Annotated in this window: 20 protein-coding genes; 13 read left to right on the top strand and 7 right to left on the bottom strand. The window is 31.1% G+C overall.

Going from position 1 to position 23206, the window contains the following annotated elements; translation table 11 throughout:
• Positions 1–35 precede the first annotated feature (35 nt).
• Entirely contained in the window at positions 36–1712 is a 1677-nt protein-coding gene (locus JBL43_RS00395; protein WP_317193426.1) for an RluA family pseudouridine synthase, read from the bottom strand.
• Positions 1713–2235: 523 nt separating this feature from the next.
• On the opposite strand from JBL43_RS00395, the gene recQ reads away from it, so the two are divergent.
• Positions 2236–4014 (top strand): DNA helicase RecQ, encoded by a 1779-nt coding sequence (recQ, locus tag JBL43_RS00390; protein WP_198839525.1) that lies wholly within the window; start codon positions 2236–2238, stop codon positions 4012–4014.
• A gap of 115 nt (positions 4015–4129) precedes the next feature.
• On the opposite strand, the gene JBL43_RS00385 is transcribed toward recQ, so the two are convergent.
• From JBL43_RS00385 to JBL43_RS00370, 4 genes are all read right to left on the bottom strand, one after another.
• The gene (locus tag JBL43_RS00385) at positions 4130–5038 is read right to left on the bottom strand and encodes a hypothetical protein (RefSeq protein ID WP_198839524.1); all 909 of its coding nucleotides are present in this window, start codon (positions 5036–5038) and stop codon (positions 4130–4132) included.
• 85 nt (positions 5039–5123) lie between these two features.
• Positions 5124–5489 (bottom strand): DUF2200 domain-containing protein, encoded by a 366-nt coding sequence (locus JBL43_RS00380; RefSeq protein ID WP_198839523.1) that lies wholly within the window; start codon positions 5487–5489, stop codon positions 5124–5126.
• 117 nt (positions 5490–5606) lie between these two features.
• Positions 5607–6335 carry a hypothetical protein gene (locus tag JBL43_RS00375; protein WP_198839522.1) on the bottom strand — a complete coding sequence of 243 codons (729 nt, stop codon included), beginning with the start codon at positions 6333–6335 and terminating at the stop codon, positions 5607–5609.
• Positions 6336–6489: 154 nt separating this feature from the next.
• Complete coding sequence (locus tag JBL43_RS00370) at positions 6490–9048, bottom strand: ATP-dependent Clp protease ATP-binding subunit (protein WP_138950050.1); 2559 nt, start codon at positions 9046–9048, stop codon at positions 6490–6492.
• A gap of 221 nt (positions 9049–9269) precedes the next feature.
• On the opposite strand from JBL43_RS00370, the gene gyrA reads away from it, so the two are divergent.
• Positions 9270–11789: a DNA gyrase subunit A gene (gene gyrA, locus JBL43_RS00365; RefSeq protein WP_198839521.1), complete on the top strand. Its 2520-nt coding sequence runs from the start codon at positions 9270–9272 to the stop codon at positions 11787–11789.
• A gap of 33 nt (positions 11790–11822) precedes the next feature.
• Positions 11823–13094 carry a tetratricopeptide repeat protein gene (locus tag JBL43_RS00360; protein WP_198839520.1) on the top strand — a complete coding sequence of 424 codons (1272 nt, stop codon included), beginning with the start codon at positions 11823–11825 and terminating at the stop codon, positions 13092–13094.
• 121 nt (positions 13095–13215) lie between these two features.
• Here JBL43_RS00360 and JBL43_RS00355 read toward each other — a convergent pair whose 3' ends face one another.
• The gene (locus tag JBL43_RS00355) at positions 13216–13986 is read right to left on the bottom strand and encodes a C40 family peptidase (RefSeq protein WP_198839519.1); all 771 of its coding nucleotides are present in this window, start codon (positions 13984–13986) and stop codon (positions 13216–13218) included.
• 10 nt (positions 13987–13996) lie between these two features.
• Positions 13997–15172, bottom strand: coding sequence for an acetyl-CoA C-acyltransferase (locus JBL43_RS00350; RefSeq protein ID WP_198839518.1), 1176 nt, complete (start codon positions 15170–15172; stop codon positions 13997–13999).
• Positions 15173–15366: 194 nt separating this feature from the next.
• Here JBL43_RS00350 and JBL43_RS00345 point away from each other — a divergent pair, with 194 nt between their 5' ends.
• From JBL43_RS00345 to cls, 10 genes are all read left to right on the top strand, one after another.
• A complete protein-coding gene (locus JBL43_RS00345) occupies positions 15367–17439 on the top strand; it encodes an HD family phosphohydrolase (protein ID WP_198839517.1) in 2073 nt (690 codons plus the stop codon).
• A 208-nt stretch (positions 17440–17647) separates the two neighbouring features.
• A complete protein-coding gene (locus JBL43_RS00340; protein WP_198839516.1) occupies positions 17648–17977 on the top strand; it encodes a YtxH domain-containing protein in 330 nt (109 codons plus the stop codon).
• A complete protein-coding gene (locus JBL43_RS00335) occupies positions 17977–18324 on the top strand; it encodes a phage holin family protein (protein ID WP_198839515.1) in 348 nt (115 codons plus the stop codon). Before JBL43_RS00340 ends, JBL43_RS00335 begins: the two co-directional genes overlap by 1 nt.
• Positions 18325–18333: 9 nt before the next feature.
• On the top strand, positions 18334–18537 hold the full coding sequence (locus JBL43_RS00330; RefSeq protein WP_198839514.1) for a hypothetical protein: 204 nt from the start codon (positions 18334–18336) through the stop codon (positions 18535–18537).
• Positions 18538–18965: 428 nt separating this feature from the next.
• On the top strand, positions 18966–19856 hold the full coding sequence (locus tag JBL43_RS00325) for a mechanosensitive ion channel family protein (protein ID WP_198839513.1): 891 nt from the start codon (positions 18966–18968) through the stop codon (positions 19854–19856).
• Between the two features lie 120 nt (positions 19857–19976).
• Complete coding sequence (locus JBL43_RS00320) at positions 19977–20450, top strand: hypothetical protein (RefSeq protein ID WP_198839512.1); 474 nt, start codon at positions 19977–19979, stop codon at positions 20448–20450.
• A gap of 30 nt (positions 20451–20480) precedes the next feature.
• Positions 20481–20642 carry a DUF1328 domain-containing protein gene (locus JBL43_RS00315; RefSeq protein WP_198839511.1) on the top strand — a complete coding sequence of 54 codons (162 nt, stop codon included), beginning with the start codon at positions 20481–20483 and terminating at the stop codon, positions 20640–20642.
• A gap of 125 nt (positions 20643–20767) precedes the next feature.
• On the top strand, positions 20768–21217 hold the full coding sequence (locus JBL43_RS00310; protein WP_198839510.1) for a ferritin-like domain-containing protein: 450 nt from the start codon (positions 20768–20770) through the stop codon (positions 21215–21217).
• A 143-nt stretch (positions 21218–21360) separates the two neighbouring features.
• A complete protein-coding gene (locus JBL43_RS00305; RefSeq protein WP_198839509.1) occupies positions 21361–21693 on the top strand; it encodes a hypothetical protein in 333 nt (110 codons plus the stop codon).
• Between the two features lie 51 nt (positions 21694–21744).
• Positions 21745–23166 carry a cardiolipin synthase gene (cls, locus tag JBL43_RS00300; protein ID WP_198839508.1) on the top strand — a complete coding sequence of 474 codons (1422 nt, stop codon included), beginning with the start codon at positions 21745–21747 and terminating at the stop codon, positions 23164–23166.
• Positions 23167–23206: the final 40 nt, after the last annotated feature.

Raw genomic sequence — 23206 nt, 5'->3', positions numbered from 1 at the left:
ATTTTAAAGTATAAAGATAAGTGTATTTTATTGCATTAAAACTCAGCCTTTTTATGAAATATCATTTTTTGCTTAGTTATAGGATGTAAAAACTCTAAGGTATCAGCATGCAAATACAATCGATTAGATTTTTTTCCATATAAATCATCACCAACTATAGGAGTATTTAGTCCTAATGAATGAGAAGCATGTACCCGCAATTGATGTGTACGTCCGGAAATAGGGTAGAAGTGTATTTTTGTTTTACCATTATTCCGTTCAATAACCTCCCAATTTGTTTCTGCTGGTTTCCCGTGTTCAAAACAGACTAATTGTCTTGGTCTGTCATCTAAATCAACTCGAAGAGGTAATTTTATTGTTCCTTTATTATCCTTTATAATACCATCTAACATTGCTGTATAACGTTTGTGTACCGTTTTGTTAATGAACTGACTTTGTAAATATTTGTGTGCTTTTTTATTCTTTGCAAGTACCAATAAGCCTGAAGTAGACATATCTAATCGATGCACTATAATTGGTCCAGAAATATTTTTTATTTGTTGCTTAACGCGGCTATATACAGAATCTTTAATGTGGATTCCAGGTACCGATAAAAATTCAGCAGGTTTGTAAACAACAATGAGCTCTTCATCTTCAAATATAGTTTCGAGTTCTTTACCAATAGCAGGGTTTTGTAATAAAGGATTTGTATCCATATCAATACCCGATAACATATGTGTTAAAATAGGTTTGCATTTTCCTTGACAAGCGGGATAAAATTGTTGATGTTTTCTTATCTCTTTATTTGGTGATTGTCCCCACCAAAATTCAGCCATTGCAATAGGTTTTAAATTGTTTAAAAAAGCAAATTGTAGTAATTTAGGTGCAGCACATTCTCCAGAGCCAGCTGGTAAATTTTCAACAGACGTATCCGCAAATAAATCGGATAAATTTTTAACTTCCTTTTTTGAATTTAAAAAGTGATACTGTTCAGATAAGTACTGTTGCAATGCTATTGATTTGGCTTTACGTTGTTCTTTTAATTGAGCTATTTCACTAGTGAAAACAGAGAGTTTTTCTTTGATAGGTTCTAAGGTATGTGTCCAATAGCGATTTACATTATTGAAAAAATATTTAGATTCTAAACTCTCTTTGCTTAATGTTTCCTCAAATGAAGTATAAGCTTCTGTTGTTAATTCGGTTTTTGCTTTTCTTCTCCGTAAGTCTCTATTTTTTTTAGCCGCCTTTAAGGCTTCTTTTTTTTCTCTAATGTCAATAGCCGCTTTTTTATTTTCAAATTTATACTGAATTAATAAATCTAAATATTCAGTATTGTTTAATGATTTTTCTAAAGCTATACTGATGATGTTTAACGCCTTTTTTTCTTGCAGAAAATAGGAATCTTCAGTGAGCATATCATAAACAGGTGGAACAAATTTCTTATGGCTATTTTTTTCTGCCAACGTACCTGAAACCGCTGAGATATAGCCTATTTCGTTTTGTTGATTTTGTACCACCATCACCCCAAACATTTTTCCTATTGCCAGCCCTTCTTTAGAAGTATCCAATCCAAAATTATGTTGAAAATCCGTTTGTGTTTTTAAATAATTTTGCACCTCGTTTGCCGCTAATTTACATAATGGATGAGGTTCGTAATAAAATGGAAAGGTAAACTTACGAGGAAGTTCAAATTCGTTTACAGGAGTAGAAAAGTGTTGAAAATATTTTTGCACAATTGTTTGAGTAAAATTCTGAGCAAATATATTGTTTTGGAATTTCAATTCAAATGTAAAATCGCATTAGCATTTTAATCAGATTAACCCATGATTGTTTTAAAATGTCTAAGTACTGTTTCTGTCCGTAAATTAATACATGTATTTGTGACTATGAATAAATGAGTACATTCTACAATAAACGAAAGTAATTAGTTGTCAACCGAATTCTATTCTTAAGTAGCTCTATGTTTGCATAGCTGAAATCGAAAAAAATATATTTCGATAATTTTAAAAAGATCAGTAAGCTCTGTGGAGGAGCAACTTAACTGTTGTTTTGGCAATACAAATATTTTTAACGCAGTATAAGTAAGGTACAATTGACATGAAACTTAGGAAACAACTCTGAAATTAGTACCTTTGAATCCAGAAAAAAATCCCAAAATTTTATTATTACCACATATAAGCGTTGTGTAAGTGTTTATGGTAAATAGGTAACAGAAATTGGATAGACCCATTAAACATTATATAGCATAAAACGATAATGATAACCTCAAAAACGACTTTAAACCTTTTAAAAACTCATTTTGGGTACAGCAGTTTCAGACCACAGCAAGAAAGTATTATCAATGATATTTTATCTGGAAAAGATGTAATGACCATTATGCCCACTGGTGGTGGAAAATCAATTTGTTTTCAATTACCTGCATTAGCACTTTCAGGTACAACCATTGTAATCTCTCCTCTAATTGCTCTCATGAAAGATCAAGTAGATTCCTTATTAGCAAATGGAATATCAGCTTCGTATTATAATAGCAGTCAAGAATCTTACATACAAAATGAGACACTTAAAAACTTGCAAGCTGGTGAGTTAAAATTATTATATGTGGCTCCGGAAAGTTTACAAAACTTGATACCCCATTTTGAATCAATAAAAATTAGTCTTATTGCTGTAGATGAAGCTCATTGTATTTCTTCTTGGGGGCACGATTTTAGACCTGCCTATACGAAATTAGGACATTTAAAAAAACAATTTCCTAATACCTCAATCGCCGCATTTACGGCTACGGCAGATAGTGCAACGCAACAAGATATTGTTACACAATTAAATATACCAGAAGCTGAAGTGCATTTATCTTCTTTCGATAGAAAAAATTTGTATTTGGAAGTCCGTCCTGGGAATAATAGAATAGATCAAATTTTAAAATATTTAGATTCACGTCCTGATGAAAGTGGTATCATTTATTGTTTAAGTAGAAAAAGTACAGAAAAATTAGCGTCTAAGCTAAATAGTACTGGATTTAAGGCGAAAGCCTATCACGCAGGTCTGTCAGCTGACGAGCGTAGTAGTATTCAAGAGGATTTTATAAATGACAGAACGCCAATAATTGCAGCAACTATTGCATTTGGTATGGGAATTGACAAAAGTAATGTGCGTTGGGTCATCCATTATAATATGCCAAAAAATATTGAAGGCTATTATCAAGAAATTGGTCGTGGTGGTAGAGATGGGCTCCCAGCGGATAATTTGTTGTTCTATAGTTATGCTGATGTGGTAATGCTTAGGAAATTTGCTAAAGGCAGTTCTAATGAAGAATATCAAATTGCCAAACTTGAAAGAATGCAACAGTTTGCAGAAGCTTTAAGTTGTAGAAGAATTGCTTTACTTAATTATTTTGGAGAACACTTTACTGAAAATTGTGGAAATTGTGATATTTGTACATCACCGCCTAATTATTTTGATGGTACTATTTTAACTAAAAAAGTATGCTCTGCAGTAACCCGTTTGGAGGAACAAGAAGCTACGGGAATGGTAATTGATGTGTTACGTGGTGCTCAAAATGCACAAGTATTAGAAAAAGGGTATCAGAATATTAAAACGTACGGAACAGTCAAGGATACTTCTTGGGTTGACCTGCAGCAATATGTAATACAGATGATTAATCAAGGTATTTTAGAAATCCGTTTTCACGAAAATGGACGTCTCGTATTAACACCTTTAGCAAAGAAGGTTTTATTTAAAGATAAAAAAGTGCAATTAGCTATTTTGCCTAAGCTTGAGGATAAAATAGAGGAGAAGGTGATTACATCAAAAGCTCCATCTAATTTATTTCAGAAACTACGAGAACTTCGATTGGTTATTGCAAAGGAAGAAAAGGTTCCTGCTTACATCATCTTTAGTGATGCAAGTTTGAAAGATATGGAAAAAAAGCTTCCTAAATCAAAAGCAGATTTTAAACAAATTCAGGGGGCAGGAAAAGTGAAAACAGATAAATATGGGAGTCGGTTTATGGGAGTAATTGCAAGACATCAGGCTCAATAATCTAAAGTTTTTAAATCGTAAAATAACAATACTAAATTAATTATCTTATTTAGATGGATACACTTAACAAGCTTATTGTTAAATTTTTGTATATTAGATTGGTTAATTTTTTTTATTAATTATTGTCGGGGTCAGTGCTTTTTATAACAGCTCCATTTTTAATTGATTTTTCAGTTTCTTCTGTAGTCATTAATATTATTTCTGGTTGATTTTCACTTCCTTTTGTAGCTTTTTGTTTTGTAGATGAGTCAGTTGCTATTTCTTTACCTCCATTTTTTTTATAATCCTCTAACAAATCTAAAGTTCGTGTATAATCATCATCCATTTGATCCTCACCATATTCTTTTAAAATATCATTTAATTGGACGTAACTTATCACTCGGCTATCGATATTTTTGAATAATTCAACTGAAAAATGTTTGTTTAACATGTTGTACGTTTCAGTTTTGTACTTTGAATCTAATGTGCCAGCGACCAATTGATCTGTAATTTCATTACTTTCGTCAAGTAAAGCCTTAACAGAGCTATTTTCAAATCCTTTCTTTTTAAACTGGTTGTTGGGACAAGCATTTGTATCTTCAGTATTTTGTTCAGGAGATTTAAATTGAGCTCTTAAAATAGTAGCTATTTTTAATTTGTTTTGAAAGAATTGTTTATCAACTTTGTAGGTGTTCATATTGTTAAAACGACCAAATTGCTCTGGTATCACATAGGTTATAAAAAAATCTTTATACCCTTTTGGGGTTGTGTTTTTAAGAATGTTCTGATCTAAAAGTGATTTTTCAATATCCTTAAACGAACGCTCTCCATTAATTAAAGTTTCATAAAGACAATCAGCAAGATAATTAGTGGTATCAGTAACGTTGTGATTTATAGGAGTAACACTTGGCTCACCAAGGGCAGGGGTTGCATTCGTAACAACAATAATTGTTTCAGAATTATCTTGTTTGTCCGTGGTTTTTGAATTGCAATTAAAAAGTAAAATAGAGCTTAAAAGTACTATTGATATTGTTTTAATTCTCATGTTTAAAAGTTTCTAGTTTATTCTCAGTTATAAGGTTTACGTTTCGTTGGCTCTTTTTATACTAAATGTCATACTGGGTACTGAATTATGAATTTCTTGTTATTTTGTCTAGTTTACGACCTTTAGCCAACTCATCTACTAATTTGTCTAAATACCGGACTTGTTGGGTCAATGGATTTTTGATTTCTTCTACGCGATAGCCACAGATAACACCAGTGATTAAATGAGCATTAGGGTTTAATGTTGCTTTTTCGAAAAATAATTCAAAAGTCATTTTACTTTCAATGAGTTCTTCTAATTTTATACTATTAAAGCCAGTTAACCATTCAATTATGTAATGTAATTCTTCTTTTGTTCTGCCTTTTTTCTCAACTTTTGAAAGATAATGAGGGTATACGGATCCAAATATCATTTTGGCAATGCGTTCATCATGATGACTTGTGTCTTTCATATACTTAAAATTTGAATGGTGTTTTTAAAGTGAAGTTTATGGTCAGTTAAGTTGTTTTTATTTTTTATAAATATAGAGAAAACATAAATAATAGTAACACTAGTTTTGATTAGCTATTTAACTCCAATCTGCATACAAAAGCACTTCATTTTTATCGTTATCTAAAAAGAGGTGAATACGATCTTCTCCAAAACTGATATAATTGTAGCCTATTACAGAACCAATAAATTGTTTAGTTTCCTTAGTTTCGTTATTGTTTTCTAAAAGTTCTATGAAATATTCAAAGTCATCATAGTTAATTTTTCCACCAATTTTTTCAAAGATCTCTCTTTCGTGACCACTATTAGCATCTGAATAGAATCCACCTTGAATAAATTTTCCAGTTTCTAAGTATTTATCGCGTGTTATCCAATAGTTAAAAAGTCCTTTTGCATAATGATAATAGTCAAAATCGTTGGTGTTTCTTTTTTCAAGACTTTTGTTTAAATCACTTTCATTAACTTCATTCCGTTGCTGTTGTTTTAAAAAGCTTGTTTTATTTTTACGATATTCTTTATCGGCTTCGTTGTACCATTTTTCCACTTTTTTAAACGTTTCTATACCATCAAGTTTGCCATTAAAAACATATTTATTACCGTCACGGACAAATTTTATATAATTATAATCGAAAACACCGGGGTCTAAATCATCATCAGGGTCACCATTTCCCCAAACAGAAACAAAGTGCACCAATCCTTCGCCAAGGTTATGTTCGTTCAAATCAATAGTTAATAATGGAAAGAACAAGTACTTGTAATGCTCTTTTGGGTCTGTAAATACTTCTTCTATGGTTGGAAATAATTTCATATCTGCTCTATAAGTGCTCGTTAATACTAATTACGTTTTGTTTATATTTTGTTTTAAAGATAATTAATTTGAAAAAAGTAATGCTATTAATACGAAGTATAACAAAAAAAAGTTGCCGATTGGCAACTTTTTTTAATAAATATATTAATGATTTTTACTCTTCTTTATTTTCTTCAACTGACTTTTTTGCTTTTTTAATTTTAATAGTCAGTTCTTGTTTGTCTTCGTCTAAATCCATGAAAATGGTATCATTTTCTTTCAGTTTAGCGTTGACAATTTCTTCTGCTAGAGCATCTTCAATATACTTCTGAATAGCTCGTTTTAAAGGTCTTGCACCATATTGTCGATCAAAACCTTTGTCAGCGATATAATCTTTCGCTTTTTCGCTTAACATAAGTTTATAACCTAAACCATCAATACGGTCTAATAATTTAGCTAATTCAATATCAATTATGGCATGTATGTCTTCTTTTTCTAAAGCATTAAATACAATAACATCATCAATACGATTTAAAAATTCAGGAGCAAAACTTTTCTTCAATGCATTTTCAATTACACTTTTGGCATCAGAATCCGCTTGTTCTTTTTTAGAAGCCGTACCAAAACCAACACCTGTACCAAAATCTTTTAACTGTCTAGCTCCAATATTAGAAGTCATGATTATTATAGTATGTCTAAAATCAATTTTTCTTCCTAAACTATCGGTAATAAAACCGTCGTCTAATATTTGCAACAACATGTTAAATACATCTGGATGGGCTTTTTCAATCTCATCCAAGAGAACTACAGCATAAGGCTTGCGTCTTATTTTTTCGGTCAATTGTCCACCTTCTTCGTAACCTACGTATCCTGGAGGTGCTCCAATTAATCGAGATATTGCAAACTTCTCCATGTATTCACTCATGTCAATGCGGACTAAAGCATCTGGAGAGTCAAATAACTCTCTTGCCAATACTTTTGCTAACTGTGTTTTACCAACACCAGTTTGTCCTAAGAATATAAATGAACCAATTGGTTTGTTTGGGTCTTTTAGTCCAACTCTGTTTCTTTGAATGGCTTTTACAACTTTACCTACCGCTTCATCTTGACCAATTACTTTACCTTTTATCATATTAGGTAAGTCTGCAAGTCTTGAACTCTCTGCTTCGGCTATTCTGTTTACAGGAATACCAGTCATCATAGAAACTACTTCAGCAACATTATCTTCAGTTACGGTTTCTTTATTTAACTTTGATTGTTCTTCCCATTCTTTTTGAGCAATTTCTAATTCTTTTTCAATACGTTTTTCATCATCACGTAAACGTGCTGCTTCTTCATATTTTTGACTTTTTACAACGTTGTTCTTCAGTTCTCTAACATCTTCTAGTTGTGTTTCAAGTTCAAGTACTTGTTTAGGTACAACAATGTTGGTAATATGAATTCTAGATCCTGCTTCATCCAATGCATCAATAGCTTTATCTGGCAAAAATCTATCGGTCATATATCTATTAGTCAATTTTACACAAGCCTCAATAGCTTCATCGGTATAGACTACATTATGGTGATTTTCGTATTTATCCTTAATATTATTTAAAATTTGAATAGTTTCATCAACAGAAGTTGGTTCAACCATTACCTTTTGAAAACGTCGCTCTAAGGCTCCATCTTTTTCAATATTTTGTCTAAACTCATCTAGGGTAGTGGCTCCAATACATTGAATTTCGCCTCTCGCTAACGCTGGTTTAAACATATTAGATGCATCTAAAGAACCTGTAGCTCCACCAGCACCAACAATAGTATGAATTTCGTCAATAAACAAAATAATGTCATCATTTTTCTCTAATTCATTCATTAGAGCTTTCATCCGTTCTTCAAATTGACCACGGTATTTTGTGCCTGCAACCAAGCTTGCTAAATCTAATGAAACAATACGTTTGTTAAAAAGAATACGTGATACTTTTCGTTGTATTATACGTAAAGCTAAACCTTCAGCTATGGCAGATTTACCAACACCAGGTTCACCAATTAGAATTGGATTGTTCTTTTTTCTACGACTCAGTATCTGTGAAATACGTTCAATTTCCTTTTTACGACCAACAACAGGGTCTAATTTACCTTCTTCTGCCATCGCAGTAAGGTCACGACCAAAGTTATCTAATACAGGAGTTTTTGACTTTGTATTTGCTTTTGATGGTTTAGCACCAGAACTCCCAAAAGGATTTTGTTTAGGTTCCTCAAATTCGTCACCCTTATCGCTTTCGGCGGTTGGGGTTTGTATAATGTCTACTTCGTCAGTAAATAATTGAGAAAACAACACTTTTACTTCGTTGTAATCAATATCAAATTTATTTAACAATTTTGTGGTAGGATCATTCTCGTTACGTAAAACACATAACAACAAATGAGCTGTACTTACTGCATTACTCTTAAACAATTTAGCTTCTAAAAAAGTTGTTTTTAATGCTTTTTCTGCTTGTTTTGTGAGATGTAAACTTTTTTTATCATTACCTGCCGCATTGTCAGTATTGGCAGGACTCAAACTCTCGATTTTCTTACGTAGCATCGCTAAGTCAACATCCAATGCATTTAAAATATCAATTGCATCACCATTAGCTTTACGTAATAAGCCCAGCATTAAATGTTCCGTACCAATAAAATCATGACCTAGTCGTAATGCCTCTTCTTTGCTATACGCTATTACATCTTTTACTTTAGGTGAAAAATTATCGTCCATTTTATAAAATTTATAGGGTAAAATTACTAGATTTTTTTTAATAATAATTGCAAAAGTTGTACCGAACTTTTAGGTTGTCAGTAAATTTATGAAAAACAGTATGTTTACTGGTGCTAATTGTTAATAAATAATGATAATAAATACATTTTTATATAACTTAAAAAAAACAGATTTGTTGTATATTGCTCTCTTAAATTTAATACAAAAAATAGATAAGTTTTATGGAAGAAGGCGAAAAATTAATTCCTATTAACATTGAGGATGAAATGAAGTCATCTTACATTGATTATTCAATGTCAGTGATTGTGTCTAGGGCTTTACCAGATGTTCGTGATGGTTTAAAACCAGTACACAGAAGGGTTTTGTTTGGGATGCACGAATTAGGGATTAAAGCAACAGGAGCTCATAAAAAATCTGCCAGAGTAGTGGGTGAAGTATTAGGTAAGTACCATCCACATGGTGATACATCCGTTTATGATGCTATGGTGCGTATGGCTCAAGATTGGAGTATGCGTTATCAAATGGTTGACGGTCAGGGTAACTTCGGTTCTGCCGATGGTGATAGTCCTGCTGCCATGCGTTATACGGAGGTTAGAATGCAAAAAATATCAGAAGATATGCTCGCTGATATTGAAAAAGATACCGTAGATCATCGTTTGAATTTTGATGATACTTTACAAGAACCAACGGTGTTACCAACGCGTATACCTAGTTTATTGGTAAATGGAGCGTCTGGTATTGCTGTAGGTATGGCCACTAACATGGCTCCACATAACTTAACTGAAGTTATTAATGGTACTGTTGCGTATATAGAAGATAATGATATCGATGTTGATGGGTTAATGCAACACATCAAAGCACCTGATTTTCCTACAGGAGGAACAATTTATGGTTATGATGGTGTTAAAGATGCCTTTCATACAGGTAGAGGACGTATTGTAATGCGTGCAAAAACAGTATTTGAAGAAGTTAACGGTAGAGAGTGTATTATCGTTACTGAATTGCCATATCAAGTGAATGGAGCCGATTTAATGAAGAAAACGGCTGACTTGGTTAATGATAAGAAAATAGAGGGTATTGCTTCTGTTCGTGATGAAACGAGTAGAAAAGGGCGACGTTTAGTATATGTCTTAAAAAGAGATGCAATACCAAATATTGTTTTAAACAAATTGTATAAATATACAGCTTTACAAACTTCATTTAGTGTAAATAATATAGCATTGGTTAATGGGCGACCAGAAATGTTGAATCTTAAAGATTTGATTAGACATTTTGTAAACCATAGACATGATGTTGTAACGCGTAGAACCAAGTATGAATTAAATAAGGCTGAAGCTCGTGCTCATATTTTAGAAGGGTTAATAATTGCTTCTGATAATATTGATGAAGTTATTAAAATTATTAGAGCTTCTAAGAATGCAGATGAGGCAAGAAATAACTTAATTGAACGTTTCGAACTCTCTGAAATTCAGGCTAAAGCAATTGTTGAGATGAGATTGCGTCAGCTTACTGGTTTAGAGCAAGATAAGTTAAGAGGTGAGTATGAGGATATTATGAAATTAATTATAGACTTAAAAGATATTTTAGCTAGTGAGTCTAGAAGAATGACCATTATTAAAGATGAGTTAATCGAAATTAGAGATAAATATGGTGATGAGCGTCGTTCAGTAATTGAATATGCTGGAGGTGATGTAAGTATTGAAGATATGATTCCTGATTCTCAGGTTGTTGTAACTATTTCTAATGCGGGTTATGTAAAACGTACGAATTTAGAAGAGTATAAAGTTCAAAATAGAGGTGGACGTGGTCAAAAAGGAGTTGCTACTAGAAATGAAGATTTCTTAGAGCATTTGTTTGTTGCTACAAATCATCAATATATGATGTTCTTTACTCAAAAAGGTAAAGTATTCTGGATGCGAGTCTATGAAATACCTGAAGGTAGTAAAACCTCGAAAGGTAGAGCTATTCAAAATTTAGTAAATATTGATCCAGATGATAATGTAAGTGCATTTATTTGTACTCAAGATCTTAAAGATGAAGAGTACGTAAATAGCAACTATATTATAATGGTTACTAAAAATGGACAAACTAAGAAAACTTCTTTAGAGCAATATTCAAGACCTAGATCTAATGGTATTAATGCTATTACTATAAAAGAAGGAGATGAGTTGTTAGAAGCTAAATTAACTGATGGTAATAGTCAGATAATGATTGCCATAAAATCTGGTAAAGCTATCCGTTTCGAAGAAAGTAAATCTAGACCAATGGGTAGAAATGCTTCGGGTGTTAGAGGTATTCGTTTAAAAGATGATCAAGATGAAGTAATTGGAATGATTTCATTAAATGACATGGAAAGCGATGTACTTGTAGTTTCTGAAAAAGGATATGGTAAACGTTCAAGTTTAGATGATTATAGAATCACTAATAGAGGTGGTAAAGGTGTGAAAACGATAAACGTTACCGAAAAAACAGGTAAATTAGTAGCTATTAAAAACGTAACTGATGAGGATGATCTTATGATTATCAATAAATCGGGAATTACGATTAGAATGGCGGTAGCTGATTTGCGTGTTATGGGTAGAGCAACACAAGGCGTTAAGTTGATTAATATCAAAGGTGATGATTCTATTGCAGCTGTGGCTAAAGTGGTTCGTGAGGAAGAGGATGAAGATGATGATCAAGAACTTGGCACGGATATTGAAAATAACCAAACCGATCAAGTAAGTGATCAAGAAGAATAACAAACAAAAATGAACACTAAATTTTAAACAAAAATGAAAAAAGTAGTATTATCGATGTTGGCACTATCTATTAGTATGTCAATTTTCGCACAGAAAGATGAGTTAAAGGCTGCGGATAAAGCACTGAAAGGTGAAGATTTAGCTAAAGCTAAAGCTTCTATAGATCAAGCAGAAGGATTAATTGCTAATGCTGATGCTAAATTAAAAGCGAAGTTTTATTTCTTAAAAGCGAAAGCTTATTATGAAATAGGTAAGAAGCAGCCTGCTTTGGCTGCGGATGCTTATGACGTAGCAGCTCAGACTTTTACAGAATTAATTGATTTTGAAAAAAAGTCTGGAAAAGCAAAATATACGGCTGAAGCTCAACCGTTATTAAATAGTTTAGTTGCAGATGTATCTAATAAAGGTATTAAAGAATATCAAGATAAGGATTATGCAACAGCTAAGAAAACACTTTTGCAAACTTATAATTTAAGTAAAAAAGATACTGTCTTTTTAGAGTATGCCGCAACTGCAGCGTATTTAGATAAAGATTTTGACACTTCACTTACACATTTCAATATGTTAAAAGAGTTGGGTTATACAGGTATCGCAACAACGTTTTCTGCATTAAATACTGAATCTAAAGAGACTGAAAATTTTGCTTCTAAAGCACAAATGGATTTAATGGTTAAAACGGGTAAGTATACAGATGCGAAATCAGAAACTTCAAAATCTAAAAGAGCAGACATTATCAAAAATATAGCGTTGATTTTGGTTGAAAAAGGAGAAACTAAAAATGCAATTGCTGCGGTAAAAGAAGCTAGAAAAGCAAACCCAGATGATTCTGATTTAATTTTTACAGAAGCTAATATTCAATTGAAGTTAGGTAATAAGGATGAGTTTGCAGCTTTAATGAAAGAAGCTATTAAAAAAGATCCTAATAATCCAAGCTTACACTTTAACGTTGGTGTGATTAACCAAGAACAAGGTCGTTTAGAAGAAGCTAAAGCTAATTATGAAAAAGCTATTGAGTTAGATCCTAATTATGGTGATGCTTATTTGAATATGGGGGCATTAGTTTTAGAGAAAGATAAAGAGTTGGTTGAAGAAATGAATAAAAACTTAAGCAACTTTAAAAAATATGATGAGATTAAAGCTAAGCAATTAGATTTGTATAAAGTAGCTTTACCATATTTTGAAAAGGCTCGTGAAGTTAAAAAAGACAATATGGATGTTGTAAGAACATTGATGAGTATGTATGAGAATCTTGAAATGGATGACAAGTACAAAGAAATGAAAGCCCTTTGGGATGCTTCTAAATAATTAGTTAATTATTAAAATAAAAAAATGCCTTCTATAAATAGAGGGCATTTTTTTTGTTTAAAATTTAAGCCTAGGGCTTTTGATCTTTCCATTCTATCTAATTGGAATGAAGTTAAATTTTTTAAAATATTTTTTTAATAACTCTTAGCTTATGAGTATGTTTTTTAAGGTCACTATTGTAAATACCACTATGGTCAAGTTGGTCAATTCTAACTTTTCCACTGCAATGGATTATATGATGGTTGGCCAAGATAATTCCAACATGAATTATTTCACCTTCACTGTCATCAAAAAAAGCTAAATCTCCAGGTTCTGACTCCTCAATAAAACTTAATACTTCACCTTGTGTTGCTTGTTCAGATGCTTTTCTTAATAGTGAATATCCATTTAATCTATATACCATTTGGGTAAAACCTGAGCTATCAATACCAAATGATGTTCTTCCACCCCATAAAAATGGTGTATTTATGTATAAGAACGCGGAATTTATAATGGATGCTTTAGATCGTTTTTGTGATGTAATATTACCTTCAAAAATAAATGCTTCATCCAATAAGTTAAAAGATTGTTCTGCATAAAATGGTAATCTGGATCCTAAAAGAACCGAGGATAACCGATGCTTTTCATCTTCAATAAAATCAACTAATTCATTTGTAACTATAGTCTCCGAATTGTTTAAATCATCATAGTAGTCTTCAGAAACTTCTGTGTGTTGAATGCTTTCAATCCAACCTTCACAGTGATCAAATTCTAACCGAATTTTAACCCATTCCTTATTTTCTTGTAAGACTTTATAATGATCTCCAAAAAGAATTTGAGAAATCATTTCACTGGTATGATCAGCAATCATACGCAAGGGAATCGTACTTAAGTTACAAATACCGTACTTCATTAAGAAATGCTTAGTTGTTTTCGATTACGATAGCACTAGCACCACCGCCACCATTACAGATAGCCGCTGCTCCTAATTTACCGTTATTTTGTTTTAGTACATTTATGAGTGTAACTATAATTCTAGCTCCAGAACAGCCAAGTGGATGCCCTAAAGATACAGCACCACCATTTACATTAACCTTTTCAGGATCTAAATCTAGAATTTTTGTATTGGCTAAACCAACCACAGAAAATGCTTCATTAAATTCAAAATAATCAATTGCATCTATAGTAACATTTGCTTTTGAAATTGCTTTAGGTAGAGCCTTAGCTGGAGCAATAGTAAACCATTCAGGTTCTACAGAAGCATCTGCATATCCTTTTAGAGTTGCCAGTGGAGTTAAATTTAACTCAGCTGCTTTTATCCTACTCATTAATACAAGGGCAGCCGCACCATCATTTAATGTAGAAGCATTTGCTGCTGTAACTGTACCCTCTTTATTAAAAACAGGTCTTAGATTAGGAATTTTATCCATCATCACATTCTTATACTCTTCATCTTCTGTAATAATAATTGGGTCGCCTTTACGCTGAGGTACTTCAACAGGAATAACCTCATTATTAAATTTACCTTCTTGCCATGCTTTAGCAGATCTCTTGTAAGAAGTTATTGCAAAATTATCTTGATCTTCTCTGGAGAATTTGTATTCGATAGCACATAAATCACCACATGTCCCCATGTGTTTACCGTCATATACATTCGTGAGTCCATCCTTTAATAGTCCATCCTCCATGTTTATAGGTCCCATTTTTTTTCCAACTCGTCCATTAAGATAGTGAGGTACCATTGACATGTTTTCCATACCGCCTGCAACCACTATTTCTGCATCACCTAATTGAATAGCTTGAGCTGCCTGCATAATGGCTTTCATACCTGATGCACATACCTTATTTACTGTTGTACAAGGTACTGTATCTGGTATTCCAGCATATAAAGCGGCTTGTTTTGCTGGAGCTTGTCCTAAGTTAGCCTGTAAAACAGATCCCATAAGAACTTCATCAACCAAATTGGGTTCCAAATTTATTTTTTCAAGAGCTCCCTTTATAGCAGTGGCACCTAATTTTGTAGCTGGTATGCTTGATAGACTACCTAAAAAACTCCCAATTGGAGTTCTAACTGCGGAAACGATTACAACTTCTTGCATATTTTAAATTGGTTTTAATTTTCAATTGAACCACTTTATTTATAAAAAAGCATAAAATATTTTATACTAAATTCACCAATAATGGTTTGATTCTGCGAATTTAGTTATTTTTACAGTTATTATTAAATAATTGCGGTACTTTGTACAATTGTTAACAGTACGCACTAAGCTATATGTTAGTATAAGAAAGACTAATGAAAAAAATCAACTTCAAAAATTTTTTAAATGCCCTATATCAAAATCACGCATTAGCATATAAAATCGTTCTATTTATTGTTACTGCTTTTGCTATAGTCTACATGTTTCCAAAGGGAGGACACTTTAAATATGAATTCCATAATGGTAAACCTTGGCAGTACGAAAACTTATATGCTCCTTTTGATTTTGCGATTCAGAAATCAGAACAAAAAATTGATGAAGAAAAGAAAAATATTACTTTAAATAAAAAGCAGTACTTCACTTCAAAAGAGGGAGTTATTGAAAAAGTAAAATCAGAAATAGAAAATGATCTTACTGATAAATCACAAGACTCAATCTTGAATGATTTTAATATCCCAAAAATTGTTAAGTATTCAAATAACCTAATTTCTGCAATTTATAAATATGGGTATATTAACGAAAGTGATGTTAATAGAGTGGAGGATAAGCAGCTTATCGCTCTAAGGAAAGGGAATACAATTTCTGATTTAGTATTTGACCGTTTTTTAACTTCTAATGAAGTAAATAAATATTTAGAAAATAATATAAATGATTCTAGATATAAATCATTATCAAATTTTTTAATACCTCTTTTAAAACAGGTCTTAGAACCTAATATTTTCTTTGATGAAGAGTTGACTGATAAAATATTACAAGATGAATTGAATAAAATCTCCTATACCGAAGGCTTAGTTACAGAAAATGAAAGAATTATTTCTAAGGGAGACGTTGTTGAAGGTGAAAAATTGCGAATTTTAAATTCGTTACAAAAAGAATACTTATCTCAAGTTTGGAATCAATCCAATTATAATTGGATTGTTTTTGGTTATGTTTTGTTAGTGGCCCTTAACTTATTAATGCTATTGCTATTTTTACAAAAGTACAGACCATTTATTTATGAGAATAATACAAAAGTAACTTTTATATTTTTCAATATTTTTCTAATGGTATTGTTGGTAACATTAGTAGTGAAGTATAAAGTAGATTATCTGTATGTGATTCCTTTACCAATATTGCCTATTATAATCAAAGCCTTTTTTGATGCACGTTTGGGCTTTTTTACCCATGTTTTAACTGTTTTATTACTTGGATTTATTGTACCGAACAGCTTCGAATTTATCTTTTTACAGATTATTGCTGGTATTATTACCATATTAACCGTTTCTGAACTGCATAGAAGAGCTAATTTATTTATTTCAATAAGTCAAATTACCTTAGTGTATATGATTGCTTATTTCGCCTTTTCAATAATCCAAGAGGGGAATATGGAAAAAATAAATTGGCAGTATTTTATTATGTTTGCTTTGAATGGTGTCTTATCCTTTTTATCTTTATTTCTTATTTTAATTTATGAAAAAACATTCGGATTGGTTTCTGATGTTTCGTTATTAGAAATGTCTAATACTAATTCTAAATTATTAAGAGAACTGGCAGAGAAAGCACCCGGTACTTTTCAACACTCCATGCAAGTTGCAAATTTAGCTGAAGCATCTGCGAATGAAATTGGAGCCAATGCCATGTTGGTAAGAACAGGAGCTCTGTATCATGATATTGGTAAGATGTTGAATCCTAAATATTTTACAGAGAATCAGACCACAACGGTGAACCCTCACAATGAACTAAGTCCAAAAGATAGTGCTGAAATAATTATTAATCATGTTATTGATGGAATAGAACTAGCTAAAAAACATAGGTTACCTGATAGGATTATTGATTTTATTAGAACACATCATGGTACTTCATTGGTGTATTATTTTTATAAGCAGCAAGAAAATGAAAATCCACAGGATTTAAATGTAGAAGATTTCTCGTATGGCGGACCAATTCCTTTTTCAAAAGAAACTGCAATTTTAATGATGTGTGACGCCGCTGAAGCTGCTTCTAAAAGTTTAAAGGAACCTACAGCTCAATTAATTGATGATTTAATAGAGAAAATCGTTGCGAGTCAAATGGCAAATGGACAATTTATGAATGCTGATATTACCTTTAAAGAAATACAAATTATAAAAAAGGTAATCAAAAAGAAATTAAATAATATTTATCATTTACGTATAGAATATCCTGAATAAAGGAAAAGTAAAATCTCTTTTCATCTATCTTTTAAATGCTAATTATGCCACTATACTGTTGCAATTAAAATTGATCAAATTAGCAAATCCGTTAATTTTTTTTTTATTTGAGTCAAGCTCTCATTTTATTAATGTGCAATTTTGTGTTGTAATTAAATCAGAGTATATTTAATACAATTTTAAATTATTAACTTTAAAAACACAAACAATGAGTAACACATCAAATACATTATTAGGATTATTGACAGGAGCAATTGCAGGTGCCGCTATTGGTATACTTTATGCTCCAGATAAGGGCGTGAACACCAGAAAAAAGATTGCAGATGGAGCTGTAGATGCTAAAGACACGTTTGTTGAAAAAGCAACGGAAATTAAAGATTCAGTAGTACATGCTGCCAAGGACAAAAAAGCAACATTAGAGGATCAAATGGAATCTATCGTTTCTGATGTTAGTTATAAAACAGATGACGTAATAAGTACGTTGGAAAAGAAATTAGCAGAGCTAAAAAAACAAAATAAAAAATATCAAAAAGCATAATGAATATTTTTGAATCTATAAATGAATCAACTACCAATGCTGTAAAGTCAGGGGAGAATTACGTAAAGAAAACGGAAGAATATTTGAAACTAAAAATATTTCAACAGTTGTCTTTTTCTTTAAGTATGTTGGTTAAAATTGCTTTAGTAGGAGGACTCATCTTTTTAGGACTTATTTTTTTGTCCATTGCAGGTGCTATAGCCCTAGGGAAAGTTTTAGGTAACGTTCCATTAGGAATATTAATAGTAGGCCTAATACTTTTAGTATTTGCATTTATTGCTTTCTTACTAAGAAAAAAAATAGATAAAAACATAATTAGTAAATACTCAAAATCATTTTTTGATTAATATAAAAGTATGAGAACATATAATTCCTTTGAAGAAATAGACTTTGAACTTAAACGATTAAATCTCGAGCGGAAAATTGCCTGGGAAGAGATTAAACAATCTGGAAATAAAGTTCAAAATAATCTAACACCAAATAATTGGATTATGCCAATTTATAGTGGGTTTAAGAAATTTGGAATTTACTTTTTATTAAAAAAGTTATTTAAAAGATAAATTAAACAAATTAGTTTGGTTGGTTAATTAGGCTGTTTAGATTTTTTAAATCTAAACAGCCTTTTCTTTTCTAACAATTTAAATTGTGTACTAAATTAATGAGGGCTTATATTATATTACACTATAAATATTTTAGTAAAAGACCTTTTAGTTTTAAACCCTATGGCATACCTAACTTCTGAAGTATTCACATTATTGATCTTAATTAAATCACAAACGGTCTTCAAGAAAATCATTACTCTTTTATTTTTCCTATAAATGCTCCATTAAATTGAAATATTTCATTTCGTGTATCATGAGGGGCTATCTAGATATTTTTGGAACAGGGATTATAAAGAATAGTGTTAGGGTTAATATTTTCTGTATAACAGCACATCTTTTATCTATTAAGGCAGTATCATGTATCTATAAACAAAAATATTAAAATAATGAGAAAACAATTTTTAGAAGCATGGTCCAAAATGATAACTAAGTTAGAATCTTGGTTAGACGGCCTAGTCGTTAATTTACCAAATATTGTAATTGCGTTAATTGTTTTTATAAGTGTGCTATTTGTATCTAAGTATGTAAATAAAATAACACTAAAAATACTTGACAAAGGGAAATTACAAAAGAGTATGAAAAACGTTGTTGCCAAATTAATGGCAATGATTACAGTTTTAGTTGGACTCATATTAATCTTAGGGATTTTAGACTTGAGTAAAACACTCAACACAATATTGGCAGGTGCTGGGGTTGCTGGTCTAGCTGTAGGCTTGGCTTTACAGGGAGCTTTGGCAAATACATACTCTGGTATTATACTTTCTTATATCAAATTTGTAAAACTTGGAGATTGGATAAAGAGTAATGATTACGAAGGTGAAATTGTAAATATAGACTTAAGAGCTGTCACACTTAAGCAAGTTGATAATAACTTGGTTTATATACCGAATAAACAAGTCGTCGAAAACCCCATAAAAAACTACTCAAGGACAAGTCAATCTAGAGTTATATTGAATTGCGGAGTAGGGTATGAGTCCGATTTAGATTTTGTAAAAAACCTTGCTGTAAAAACCATAACAAAGCATTTTGACTCTGTGGAAAGTGAAGATGAAGTCATTTTTTTATATAGGGAATTTGGGGATAGCTCAATAAACTTTGAATTAAGATATTGGATTAATTCCACATCAGGGTTGGAAGTTGCCAAATCAAAAACAGAAGCTATTATTCAATTGAAAAATACATTTGATAAAAATAATATTAATATTCCTTTCCCAATTAGAACTTTAAATATTCCCGATATGAAACTAGGGGATAAAATGTTAACCTTAGCGAAATAAATATATACTTTTTGCGATAGCGTTACTATTTTTAGCTTTTGAGCAAATGAATACTGATAATCGAACTTATATTTAAACACAATCAAAACGAAAACATAATTAACTTTTAAAACAATATATATGAATCACAATAAGATAATAAAAAGGGAATTTCAAGATTTAAAACAGAAGAATAAGGTAGATGAGAACTTTCTAAATAAGAGTATGAAAATTATAACAATAACGATGGTTTTCTTAATGTTTATTTCTTGTGGAACTACGAAGAAATTTCCTTTATCAGATTTAGTTCCAGCTGCAGAAATTACAGTGAGCAAGAAACAAGACAATAATAACAATTATGTTATAGAAGTATCTGCAGAAAACTTAGCAAGTGCAGATAGACTTGATCCTCCCAAAAACAATTATGTGGTGTGGATTGTCACTGAGGATAACGGAATTAAAAATGTAGGTCAGTTATCCAATAAAAATGCTAAAAAAGTTGAACTAGAGACAACAACACCATTTGATGTTAAGGAAATATTTATTACAGCAGAAAACGAGGGTAATATTACCTATCCATCTGGAATTGAAATAACCAGAACGACTCTTAAATAAAATATTTATTAATCTTTAAATCTAAAAACTATGTTACGTTGGACAATCAGTTTTATTATTCTTGCAATAGTTGCCGCAATCTTCGGGTTTGGCGGTATTGCAGAAGGAGCAGCTAGTATTGCAAAAATTTTATTCTTTATTTTCATTGTACTTTTTGTTATTTCCTTATTTACAGGAAAGAAAAAGATATAGAAATAGAAAATGACGAGATGAATTTCAGCAAACGAAAGTAGTGCTAAATGCATATAAAATTAATGTAGATGGTATGTTGTAGAACATCATAAAATAATTTACAACTCATATAAAAATATAAAATTATGACAAAATATAGAGAAATTGTAGGAGACAAATTAAATGCTATTCTTGAAAAGAATTTTGATGCAGAAAATGGATATACAAAAGCCGCAAGTAACGCAAAAAATGAGGCATTGAAGAACTTTTTTAAAAATAAAGCTCAAGAACGAAATTACTTTAAAAGTGAATTGAAATCTGAAGTAGCTTCGTTCGGACAAAAGTTCGAAACGAGTGGCTCAATAACTGGAGCAGCTCATAGGACTTGGATGGATGTTAAAGCGTTATTCTCATCAGAGAATGATGAATCTATGCTAGAGGAAGCTATTAGAGGCGAAAAAGCCTCTGTTCAAGAATATGATGATGTATTAAAGGAAACAAGTTTGCCTCTAAGCACACAAAACATTCTATTAAAGCAAAAATCACAAATAGAAAAAACACTATCGACTATTAAAACATTAGAAGATTTAAAATAAGCAGGATAGTGATTATTATAACTTTTAAATTAAATAGCACTTTTTATCCTCAGAGATAATATCTCTCGAGAATAGAAAATGTAATTCCTTGAGAATCTTCAATTATTATTGAAGATTCTCTTTTACTATAAAATCAGAACATCATGGAAAAAAATGAACGAGATTACATAAAAATTTATCAAAATAAAGGCTATATCAATGAATATAGAATGATTAATGGAAATTTAACAGATCTAAAAACAAAGAAAGAATATAGTCCGAATGATATCTATATCGTTGCGGAGCATCGGTTTGAGGGTATGAGCAATCCTTCAGATTTATCTATTTTATATATATTTGAAACCAATGACTTTAATAAAGGAAATGTATTGGCTGGTTACGGACCTTCAAATGAAAGTGCATTATCCCAATTTTTTGCTGAAATACCAAAAGAACAATTTTCTAATGAGAAAAATGTTGATTTTTGTGAAAAATAAGAGTAATCAGTATTTTATTGTATCTTTAGTTTAAGTTATAATTAATTTTCTATGCTTACCATCTTTTTTATTATTTATATTATTTCTGCATTTATTGCAGCAGGTAGTATAATTTTATATGGCTGTAATCCTTCTAGGTCATTGGGGTGGTTATTAGTAATCATATTTGTTCCATATGCGGGTGTTATTTTTTATGTATTATTTGGTGTTAACCGAAGAGAATTTAAAATTTACACCTTAAAGCATACCTTAAAAAGGAGATTATTTGACCAAAATTATCTCAAGCATAGTGCTTCAGGAAAAAAGTTTTCTTTTAAATCTATTAAAGAAAAGAAACTAGAGGCCTTACTAAAAAATAGTTCTAACTATCCTGCAATTCCAGGAAATAAGGTCACTGTTTTAAGTAATGGGGCAATGGCCTATAAATCTATTTTTGAGAAATTAGAAAAAGCTAAAAACTTTATTCATATTGAATTTTATATTTTTGAAGATGGAGATATTCTTGAAAGGTTATACCAAATATTTAAAAGTAAAATAGCAGAAGGTGTTAAAATTAGAATGATTTATGACGCCATAGGAAGTTTTGATTTAAAAAGGAAATCTATAAAAAAATTCAAAGCTTTGGGGGTAGCTGTTTATCCCGTTTTACCAATTAAATTTGGAACAATCATATTTACGATTAATTTCAGAAATCATCGTAAAATTATTGTTATTGATGGTGATGTTGGTTTTACTGGAGGAGTCAATATTAGTGATAAATATGTTAAGTCGCAGTCAGAATTAGGAATTTGGGATGATGAACATTTGTGTATAGAAGGACCAGCTGTTGAAAGTCTTCAAAACATTTTTATTAAAGACTTTTATTTCGCATCAAACGAAGAATCTATTTTAGATGAAAAATTTCATGATATAATAAGTGAAAAAGGAGACTCAACCGTACAAATAGTTTCAAGTGGACCAGATTCAAAACATCCCACTATAATGTATCAATATTTGGGTTTAATTAATTTGGCTGAAAAGTCTATATATATTGCAAATCCCTATTTTATGCCGAGTAGACCATTGTTAGAGGGACTTAAAATGGCGGCATTAGAAGGCATTAATGTAAAAATCTTAGTACCGGCAAAGTCCGACTCTAAATTGGCTCATTACAGTATGAAATCGTATTTCCGTGAATTGTTAGAAGTAGGAATTGAAATATATAGAAGTAGTAATTTTTTACACAGTAAAATTATTATCACGGATATTGAAATTGTATCTGTAGGGTCAGGTAATTTTGATCATAGAAGTTTTGAACAAAACTTTGAAGCCAATGCACTTATTTATGATAAGAATATAGCAAAAGAAATCACAGATAATTTTTTAAAAGATTGTGAAAAAAGTACTCAATTAACAATTGAAGAACATAGTTCTCGCCCCTTTTATAGTAAAGTGATAGAGGGCTTCGCTAGGCTGTTTAGTCCCTTGTTATAAGTGAATTCTATATTTTCATATTCACCTATTTAATAAAAAA

This window comes from Aureibaculum flavum (assembly GCF_016406085.1).
GTDB classification, from domain to species: Bacteria; Bacteroidota; Bacteroidia; order Flavobacteriales; family Flavobacteriaceae; genus Aureibaculum; species Aureibaculum flavum.
This window is presented reverse-complemented; position numbering and strand designations above follow the sequence as displayed.